Source organism: Kitasatospora sp. MBT63, from assembly GCF_000710465.2.
Taxonomy (GTDB): Bacteria; Actinomycetota; Actinomycetes; order Streptomycetales; family Streptomycetaceae; genus Kitasatospora.
In genome coordinates, this window is record NZ_JAIZ01000288.1 from 1 (window position 1) to 9,767 (window position 9,767).

6 protein-coding genes are annotated in these 9,767 nt (G+C 72.2%); all 6 read left to right on the plus strand.

All coding sequences use genetic code 11. The annotated features are described in order from the left end of the window. Positions 1–390: 390 nt before the first annotated feature. The 6 genes from AA75_RS17895 (at position 391) to AA75_RS50935 (ending at position 9,403) form a co-directional block, all read left to right on the plus strand. Positions 391–3,336, plus strand: coding sequence for a bifunctional diguanylate cyclase/phosphodiesterase (locus AA75_RS17895; RefSeq protein WP_233289069.1), 2,946 nt, complete (start codon positions 391–393; stop codon positions 3,334–3,336). A gap of 293 nt (positions 3,337–3,629) precedes the next feature. Next, positions 3,630–5,480: an acetolactate synthase large subunit gene (locus AA75_RS17900; RefSeq protein WP_033821078.1), complete on the plus strand. Its 1,851-nt coding sequence runs from the start codon at positions 3,630–3,632 to the stop codon at positions 5,478–5,480. Positions 5,481–5,516: 36 nt separating this feature from the next. After that, positions 5,517–6,041 (plus strand): acetolactate synthase small subunit, encoded by a 525-nt coding sequence (gene ilvN, locus AA75_RS17905; RefSeq protein WP_033821081.1) that lies wholly within the window; start codon positions 5,517–5,519, stop codon positions 6,039–6,041. Positions 6,042–6,144: 103 nt separating this feature from the next. Further along, on the plus strand, positions 6,145–7,143 hold the full coding sequence (gene ilvC, locus AA75_RS17910) for a ketol-acid reductoisomerase (RefSeq protein ID WP_033821079.1): 999 nt from the start codon (positions 6,145–6,147) through the stop codon (positions 7,141–7,143). Between the two features lie 215 nt (positions 7,144–7,358). Then, positions 7,359–8,942 carry a phosphoglycerate dehydrogenase gene (gene serA / locus AA75_RS17915; RefSeq protein ID WP_033821080.1) on the plus strand — a complete coding sequence of 528 codons (1,584 nt, stop codon included), beginning with the start codon at positions 7,359–7,361 and terminating at the stop codon, positions 8,940–8,942. A gap of 293 nt (positions 8,943–9,235) precedes the next feature. Next, complete coding sequence (locus tag AA75_RS50935) at positions 9,236–9,403, plus strand: hypothetical protein (protein WP_199520345.1); 168 nt, start codon at positions 9,236–9,238, stop codon at positions 9,401–9,403. The last annotated feature ends 364 nt before the right edge of the window (positions 9,404–9,767 follow it).

Sequence of the window (9,767 nt, forward strand, 5' to 3'; positions counted from 1 at the left end):
CCACCGCTGGCGGCTGTTCCCGGACGCCGGCCAGGTCCCCGCCGAGCGCTGACCCGCGCGGCCGCCGACCGTCGGCGAGCGCGGCCGCCGACCGCTGGCGCGCAGCCGCCGAGGGCTCGCGCGCCGGGGGCGTACGCCCCTGCCGATCGGGCGATCCCGGACCAATGCCCCCAGGCCACCCCGGCGCACCATTACTCTAAGTTGAATGTGCGTGTCGTTGAGTGACGAAAGTGGTGTAGGGTCCCGATCGGGAACACCGGTACGGCACCGCGGAGCGCCGCACAGCCGAGGCCCGGGCCGAGACGGTCCCGGTGTCGGAGGGGGAGATGTCGATTGAACTCCACCGATGCGGTGCTGCCCGCCCCCCGGACCACCCCGCGCGCCGCCCGGCTGCGCCGGGCGCTCGCCGACGGCACCCGGACCGCGGGCCTTCCCGGCGCCCTGCTGGTGCTGCTGTGCCTCGGGTACACGGCGGGTGCCGCGGTCGGCTGGGGATCCCCCTCGGTGGCCCTGTTCATGGGCGACTTCGGACTGGCCGGCGCCGCCCTGGCGGCCTCCCTCTCCTGCCTCGCCCACGGCTGCGCGGTGGCCGGCCCGGCCCGGCCCGCCTGGCTGCTGTTCGGGCTGTCCTCCGCGATGGTGGCGGTCGGCAACGGCACCTGGGGCTGGTACGAGGTGGTGCTGCGCACCGAGGTCCCGGCCGACTCGGTGGCCGACTTCGCCTTCCTGCTCTTCGCCCCGCTCGCCATCACCGGCCTGCTGGTGCTGGCCCAGCGCCCGCGCACCGCGGCCGGCTGGCTCTGCCTGCTGCTGGACGGCTGGCTGGTCGGCGGCTCGCTGTTCACCCTCAGCTGGAGCCTGGCGCTCGGCCGGGTGGCCAGCGGCGACGGCGGCGACCCGGTCAAGCTGGCGCTCGGCCTCGGCTACCCGGTGCTGGACATCCTGCTGGTCAGCCTGGTGGTCGGACTGCGCTTCCGCAGCCGCGACGGCAACCGGGCGGCCGTGCACACCGCGATGGTCGCGCTCGCCCTCACCGTGGTCTGCGACGCCCTGTTCACCGCACCCGGCCTGCGCAGCTCGTACCGCTCCGGCGAACTGCTGGACGCGGGCTGGTTCGCCGGCAGCGTGCTGCTGGCCCGGGCGCCCTGGTCGCAGCCGCGCGGCCTGGCCAGCCGGGAGCACCCCTCGGCCGGCGGATCGCCGCGCCGCCGGGTGGCCAGCACCTTCTCCGCGCTCACCCCCTACGCGGCCGCCGCGGTCTGCACCGCCGGGATCCTCTACAACGCCCTGGTCGGCCACTTCGTGGACCGCGAGGTGCTCGCCGCGGCCAGCACGGTCGGGATCGCGCTGATCCTGCGCCAGGGCGTGATGCTGCTGGACAACCTCTCGCTGGCGCAGGAGCTGGCGCAGAAGGAGTCGCACTTCCGCTCGCTGGTGCAGGGCTCCAGCGACGTCATCATGATCGCCGGGGCGGACGGGGTGCTCTCCTACGTCAGCCCGGCGTCGCTGCGGGTCTACAGCCGCGACCCCGAGGAACTGGTCGGCGGCAACCTGCTCGACCTGGTCCACCCCGACGACGTCGACCGGGTGATCTGGGAGGTGGGCCGGATCCTGGCCCGCGGCCGGTTCCCGAACCGCCGGGAGGGCGGCGCGGAGCCGTCGGCCCGGGTGGAGTGCCGGATCCGCTCCGGCGAAGGCGAGTGGCTGCACGTGGAGTCCACCGTCAACCGCCACCGGGACGGGCTGATCCTCAACAGCCGGGACGTCTCCGAGCGGGTCCGGCTGCAGGCCCAGCTCCAGCACAACGCCTTCCACGACCCGCTCACCGACCTGCCCAACCGGGCGCTGTTCGCCCAGCGGGTGCGCGCCGCGCTCGGCCTCGGCCAGGCCGAGGGCGCCCCGGCCCCCCGCGGCGGCGACGGCACCGGCGTCGCGGTGCTCTTCCTCGACCTCGACGGCTTCAAGGCGGTCAACGACACCGCCGGCCACCAGGTCGGCGACGAGCTGCTGGTGCAGGCCGCCCGCCGGCTGCAGGGCGCGGTCCGCTCCGGGGACACCGTGGCCCGGTTCGGCGGCGACGAGTTCGCCGCCCTGGTGTGCGGGCGGCTCGCTCCCGTCCAGGTGCACGAGCTGGCCGAGCGGCTGCGCACCGCGCTCTCCGAGCCGTACTGGATCGGCGGCGCCGAACTGGGGGTGGCGGCCAGCATCGGCATCGCCTTCGCCCCGCGCGACCTCACCCCCGGCGCCGACCCGCGGGCCGCCACCGACGAGCTGATGCGCAACGCCGACCTGGCGATGTACCGGGCCAAGTCCGAGGGCAAGGGCCGGGTGGTGCTCTACACCCCCGCGATGCGGGCCGAGCTGGAGCGCCGCACCGAGCTGGCGGAGCGGCTGCGGGTGGCGGTCCGCGAGGGCGGCTTCACCCTGCTGCACCAGCCGGTGGTCGACCTCGCCAGCGGCCAGGTGGCCGGCGTCGAGGCGCAGGCCCGCTGGCGCTCCGCGCAGGGCCTGCTGCTCACCCCGGCGGAGTTCCTGCGCACCGCCGAGCAGGGCGACGCCGCGACCAGGTTCGCCCGCTGGATGCTCCAGGAGGCGATCCGGGCGGCCGCCCGCCGCCGCGCCGACCCCACCACCCCCGACGTACCGGTCTCGGTCCGGCTGACCGAGGACCGGCTGTGCGCCCCCGGCATGTACGAGGCGGTGGCCTCCGCCCTGCGCGACAGCGGGCTGCCCCCGGGCCAGCTGATGCTGGAGCTGGCCAAGACCGGGGCCGACCACGGAGCGGACGAGCTGGGCCGCCGGCTGGCCGCGCTGCGCCGGCTCGGCGTCTGCACCGCGGTCGGCGGCTTCGGGGCCGGCGGCGGCTCGCTCGGCACCCTCGCCCGGTTGCCGTTCGACGTGCTGAAGCTGGACCGCAGCCTGGTCCAGGACCTCGCCGACTCCGCGCTCACCCGGGCGCTGGCCGGGAACGCGCTGCGCCTGGGCCGCGACCTCGGTATGGTGACGGCGGCCGAGGGGGTCGACCACCCCCGCCAGGTCGCCGTGCTGCAGGAGCTGGGCTGCCGACGGGCCCAGGGGCTGGCCTTCGCCCAGCCGCTGGACGAGCCCCGGCTGGCCCGCGCGCTGGTGCGCCGGGTCTACCCGCTGCCGCGTCCGGTCGGCGCGCTGGCCGGGCGCCGCCCGCACCTGGCGGACCAGACCCGTCCGGGTGGCTGCGCGGAGCCCGCGGCGGGCCGCTCCGGGCACCACCACGCCCCCCTCGACCTGCCACAACGCCATGCCGTGGGGGGACCGTCCGGCGGTCCGCATGGCGAGACGTCCGTCCCACCAGCTTGACACTCACCGGGGCTCGGGAGGAAGGTCGGTGCCATGCGCACCCGAATTCTCGTACTTGGCGGGCGCGTCGGCTGAGCGGGCCGTTGTGCCTGCCTCGTGACAGACCGACGCGCCACCCCTCGCATGCCCTGGGCACGAGGGGTTTTTTGTTGCACTGAACCTGTTCCACCCCCGCGATACCCCTGGCCCTGAGCGTCCTAAAACGGGACGATTGGGGCAGAGCCGGAGATCGGCCCCCGGACGGCAGGACCCTCAACTGCCGGGGCCGGCAGAACCCGAGAAGAGACAGGCAGATGACTGAGCACGCCGCATCCCCCCGCCGCGGGGACACCCCGGCAGCCCACGCTCCGGGTCCCCGGACCACCGAGACCATGACCGGCGCCCAGTCGCTCATCCGCTCCCTCGAGGCCGTGGGCGCGGACACGGTCTTCGGCATCCCGGGCGGGGCGATCCTCCCGGCGTACGACCCGTTGATGGACTCCACCAAGGTCCGCCACATCCTGGTCCGGCACGAGCAGGGGGCCGGCCACGCCGCCACCGGCTACGCGCAGGCCACCGGCCGGGTCGGCGTCTGCATGGCGACCTCGGGCCCCGGCGCCACCAACCTGGTCACCCCGATCGCCGACGCCTACATGGACTCGGTGCCGATCGTGGCGATCACCGGCCAGGTCGCCTCCAAGGCGATCGGCACCGACGCCTTCCAGGAGGCGGACATCTGCGGCATCACGATGCCGATCACCAAGCACAACTTCCTGGTCACCGACCCGGCCGAGATCCCCCGGGTGATCGCGGAGGCCTTCCACATCGCCGGTACCGGCCGCCCCGGCCCGGTCCTGGTCGACATCGCCAAGGACGCGCTGCAGGCGACCACCGTCTTCCGCTGGCCGGTGGAGACTTCGCTGCCCGGCTACCGGCCGGTCACCAAGCCGCACGCCAAGCAGATCCGCGAGGCGGCGCGGATGCTGGTCAACGCGAAGAAGCCGGTGCTGTACGTCGGCGGCGGCGTGCTCAAGGCCAACGCCAGCGCCGAGCTGCGGATCCTGGCCGAGCTGACCGGCGCCCCGGTGGTCACCACCCTGATGGCGCTCGGCGTCTTCCCCGACAGCCACCCCCAGCACCTGGGCATGCCCGGCATGCACGGCTCGGTCCCGGCCGTCACCGCGCTGCAGAAGTCGGACCTGCTGTTCACCCTCGGCGCCCGGTTCGACGACCGGGTCACCGGCAAGCTGGACAGCTTCGCCCCGTTCGCCAAGGTCGTGCACGCCGACATCGACCCGGCCGAGATCGGCAAGAACCGGCCGGCCGACGTGCCGATCGTCGGTGACGCCCGCGAGGTGATCGCCGATCTGATCGTCGCCGTGCAGGCCGAGTTCGACGCCGGGCACAAGGGCGACTACGCGGACTGGTGGGTCAAGCTCAACCAGTGGAAGGCCACCTACCCGCTCGGCTACGAGCCCGCCCCCGAGGGCGGCCTGTCGCCGCAGCAGGTGATCGAGCGGATCGGCCAGCTGGTCGGCTCGGACGCCATCTACGCGGCGGGCGTCGGCCAGCACCAGATGTGGGCCTCGCAGTTCATCAGCTACGAGAAGCCGGCCACCTGGCTGAACTCCGGCGGCGCGGGCACCATGGGCTACGCGGTGCCGGCCGCGATGGGCGCCAAGGCCGGCAAGCCGGACACCGAGGTCTGGGCGATCGACGGTGACGGATGCTTCCAGATGACCAATCAGGAACTGGTCACCTGCGCCCTGAACAACATCCCGATCAAGGTGGCCGTCATCAACAACGGCTCGCTCGGGATGGTCCGCCAGTGGCAGACCCTGTTCTACAACCAGCGCTACTCCAACACCGTGCTGCACGCCGGCCCCGAGCACGACGGCATCGCCGCCCCGGCCCAGGGCACCCGGATCCCGGACTTCGTGATGCTCTCCGAGGCGATGGGCTGCGTCGGCCTGCGCTGCGAGCGCCCGGAGGACCTGGACGCGGTGATCAAGCAGGCGATGGAGATCAACGACCGCCCGGTGGTCATCGACTTCATCGTCCACCAGGACGCCATGGTCTGGCCGATGGTCGCCGCCGGCACCAGCAACGACGAGATCCTCGCCGCCCGGGACCTGCGCCCGGACTTCGGCGACGACCTCGACTGACGGCCCCGACCACCCGATAGAGAGACCATGACCGCCATGTCCAAGCACACCCTCTCCGTCCTGGTCGAGAACAAGCCCGGCGTGCTCGCCCGCATCGCCTCGCTGTTCTCCCGTCGGGGCTTCAACATCGACTCGCTCGCGGTCGGCCCGACCGAGCACCCGGACATCTCCCGGATGACCATCGTGGTCAACGTGGAGGACCTGCCGCTGGAGCAGGTCACCAAGCAGCTGAACAAGCTGGTCAACGTGATAAAGATCGTCGAACTCGACCAGAGCCAGGCGGTCCAGCGCGAGCTGGTCCTGGTCAAGGTCCGGGCCGACGCGGAGAGCCGCTCGCAGATCGTCGAGATCGTCCAGCTGTTCCGCGCCAAGACGGTCGACGTCTCGCCGGACGCCGTCACCATCGAGGCCACCGGCAGCTCCGACAAGCTGGAGGCGATGCTCAAGATGCTGGAGCCGTACGGCATCAAGGAGCTGGTCCAGTCCGGTCTGGTGGCCATCGGACGCGGCGCCCGGTCGATCACCGACCGCTCGCTGCGGGCCCTGGACCGCAGCGCCTGATCCCCTCCCGTCTCACCCCCTGAAGCAACGCCCCACCCCACCGCCGGGTCCACGTACGGTAGGTACGCACCGGCACCACCACCACGCAAGGAGATGTGCCCCCGTGGCCGAGCTGTTCTACGAAGACGACGCCGACCTGTCCATCATCCAGGGCCGCAAGGTCGCGGTCATCGGCTACGGCAGCCAGGGCCACGCCCACGCGCTGTCGCTGCGTGACTCGGGCGTGGACGTCCGGGTCGGCCTCCTGGAGGGCTCGAAGTCCCGCGCCAAGGCCGAGGAGGCGGGCCTGCGCGTCACCGACCCCGCCACCGCCGCGGCCGAGGCCGACGTCATCATGATCCTGGTGCCGGACCCGATCCAGGCCGATGTCTACACCGAGTCGATCGAGCCGAACCTGAAGGCGGGCGACGCCCTGTTCTTCGGCCACGGCCTGAACATCCGCTTCGGCTTCATCACCCCGCCGGAGAGCGTCGACGTCTGCATGGTCGCCCCCAAGGGCCCGGGCCACCTGGTCCGCCGCCAGTACGAGGAGGGCCGCGGCGTCCCGTGCATCGTGGCGGTCGAGCAGGACTCCACCGGCAAGGCGTTTGATCTGGCCCTGTCGTACGCCAAGGGCATCGGCGGCACCAAGGCCGGTGTCATCAAGACCACCTTCACCGAGGAGACCGAGACCGACCTGTTCGGCGAGCAGGCCGTGCTGTGCGGCGGCACCGCCGCGCTGGTCAAGGCCGGCTTCGAGACCCTGGTGGAGGCCGGCTACCAGCCGGAGATCGCCTACTTCGAGTGCCTGCACGAGCTCAAGCTGATCGTCGACCTGATGTACGAGGGGGGTCTGGAGAAGATGCGCTGGTCGGTCTCCGAGACCGCCGAGTGGGGCGACTACGTCACCGGCCCGCGCATCATCACCGCCGACACCAAGGCCGAGATGAAGAAGGTCCTCGCCGAGATCCAGGACGGCACCTTCGCCAACACCTGGATCGCCGAGTACAAGGCGGGCCTGCCCAAGTACAACGAGTACAAGAACGCCGACTCCGAGCACCTGCTGGAGACCACCGGCAAGAAGCTCCGCAAGCTGATGAGCTGGGTCGACGCCGAGGCGTAACCCGTTCGGGCGGTCCAACTGCCTTGTACAACCAGGCTGCTCCCGTCCGGGTGATTTCGCCGGACGGGAGCAGCCGCCGCCCCAGCCCGTCGATACACTTCCGAGTGCGCGTCAGGCCCACAGCGTCGTGCGTCTACCTACGCGGCATGCCACCTTCCCCCCGTTCGCCACGCCACCTACGTGCCGGGGAGAACCGGACAGTTAAGGACACTGTCGTGAGCAGCAAATCCGTAGTTCTGATCGCCGAAGAGCTGTCCCCCGCCACGGTCGACGCCCTGGGTCCGGATTTCGAGATCCGCCACTGCAACGGTGCGGACCGCACCGAGCTGCTGACCGCCATCGCGGACGTGGACGCGATCCTGATCCGCAGCGCCACCAAGGTGGACGCCGAGGCGCTGGCCGCGGCCAAGAAGCTCAAGGTCGTCGCCCGGGCCGGGGTGGGCCTGGACAACGTGGACGTGTCGGCCTCCACCAAGGCCGGCGTGATGGTCGTGAACGCGCCGACCTCCAACATCGTCACCGCCGCCGAGCTCGCCTGCGGCCTGCTGATCTCGGTCGCCCGCAACATCGCGCCGGCCAACGCCGCGCTCAAGCAGGGCGAGTGGAAGCGCAACAAGTACACCGGCGTCGAGCTGAGCGAGAAGGTCCTCGGCGTGGTCGGCCTCGGCCGGATCGGCGTGCTGGTCGCCCAGCGGATGTCCGCGTTCGGGATGAAGATCGTCGCCTACGACCCCTACATCCAGGCCGCCCGCGCGGCCCAGATGGGCGTCAAGCTGCTCTCCCTGGAGGAGCTGCTGGAGGTCTCCGACTTCATCACCGTGCACCTCCCCAAGACCCCCGAGACGATCGGCCTGATCGGCGACGAGGCGCTGCACAAGGTGAAGCCCTCGGTGCGGATCGTCAACGCCGCCCGCGGCGGCATCGTGGACGAGGCCGCGCTCGCCAGCGCGCTGCGCGACGGCCGGGTGGCCGGCGCGGGCCTGGACGTCTACGCCAAGGAGCCGTGCACCGACTCCCCGCTGTTCGCCTTCGACAACGTGGTCGCCACCCCGCACCTGGGCGCCTCCACCGACGAGGCGCAGGAGAAGGCCGGTATCGCGGTCGCCCGCTCGGTCCGCCTGGCGCTGGCCGGCGAGCTGGTGCCGGACGCGGTCAACGTCCAGGGCGGCGTGATCGCCGAGGACGTCAAGCCGGGTCTGCCGCTGGCCGAGAAGCTCGGCCGGATCTTCACCGCGCTGGCCGGCGAGGTCGCCGTCCGGCTCGATGTCGAGGTCCGCGGCGAGATCACCCAGCACGACGTCAAGGTGCTCGAACTCTCCGCCCTCAAGGGCGTGTTCGAGGACGTGGTGGCCGAGACGGTGTCCTACGTCAACGCCCCGCTGTTCGCCCAGGAGCGCGGCGTCGAGGTCCGGCTGACCACCTCCAGCGAGAGCCCCGAGCACCGCAACGTGATCACGGTGCGCGGCACCCTGGCCGACGGCGGCGAGGTCGCCATCTCCGGCACGCTGGCCGGCCCGAAGCAGCAGCAGAAGATCGTCGGGGTGGACGCCTTCGACGTGGACGTGGCCCTCACCGACCACATGGCGTTCTTCAAGTACGAGGACCGCCCCGGCGTGGTCGGCACCCTTGGCCGGATCCTCGGCGACGCCGGGATCAACATCGCCGGCATGCAGGTGGCCCGGGACGGCGCGGAGGCGCTCGCCTCGATCACCGTGGACAGCGAGGTCTCCCAGGAGGTGCTGGCCGAGATCGCCGGTGCGATCGGCGCCCGCTTCGCCCGTGCGGTCAACCTCGGCTGAGACCGGCAGCCAGGCCTTCGAGCGGCCCTTCCGCCTTCGGGCGGAAGGGCCGTTCGCATGCCGTCGCATCGGCGGCCGGGTGAACCCCGTCTCAGATACTAGGAAATCCAACTAATCGTGCAGACATCGGCGCCGTCGAGTCGTACGGTGAAAGAGCCATACGGTGAGCCACCCCTGCAAGCCAGGGACGGTGGCCCGTGTGTGCCCGTACGCAGTTCGGCAGGCGACCCTTGCCGGCGTACCCCACCCTCCCCACTGCGCCTTCGGGCGCGCCCAGAACCGAGGAGACCGGTATGCCCCCCGTCGCAGACCGTCGCACCGTCCCCAGCGCCCCCGCCGTCCACTCCGTCCACGCCCCGCGCCGCCGTCGCCGCGCCGAGCCGGACCCGCACGCCGCGGCCGCCCTGCAGCGCGCCCTGGATCGCCGTGACAACGGCGGTGCCACCGGCCACGGTTACTGAGCGCGGCCCGCGGACTCCGCCCGCAGGTCGCGGAATGGGCCGAACGCCTGACGGTCCGTCACCCACAGGAGTGCAAGCCGTCCCCCAACGGGGGAGAGTGCTCGCCGACGCCAACTCGATGATCGTAATTTGGTGCCTCCGGAAGGGTGATCGACCTCCGCACGGCGCGGACCGCGGCTGACCGGCACGCAGATCAGTCCACCCCTGCCGGGGGAGACGGACCTGTGCGCACCCCACCAGCCCACCGCCGGGCGGCAGCCGCCACCCGGATCGGCCTGACCCTCGTCCTGCTGACCGCCGTCGCGCCCGCCGGCGCGGCGGCGGCCGAGCGGCCCGACACCTCCGCGGGCAGCGCCCGCCCCGG

What these genes read in the sequence shown, in the direction of transcription:
- AA75_RS17900 (WP_033821078.1), top strand. Translation starts at nt 3,630, where the DNA reads ATGACTGAGCACGCCGCATCCCCCCGCCGCGGGGACACCCCGGCAGCC.
- ilvN (WP_033821081.1), top strand. Translation starts at nt 5,517, where the DNA reads ATGTCCAAGCACACCCTCTCCGTCCTGGTCGAGAACAAGCCCGGCGTG.
- AA75_RS50935 (WP_199520345.1), top strand. Translation starts at nt 9,236, where the DNA reads ATGCCCCCCGTCGCAGACCGTCGCACCGTCCCCAGCGCCCCCGCCGTC.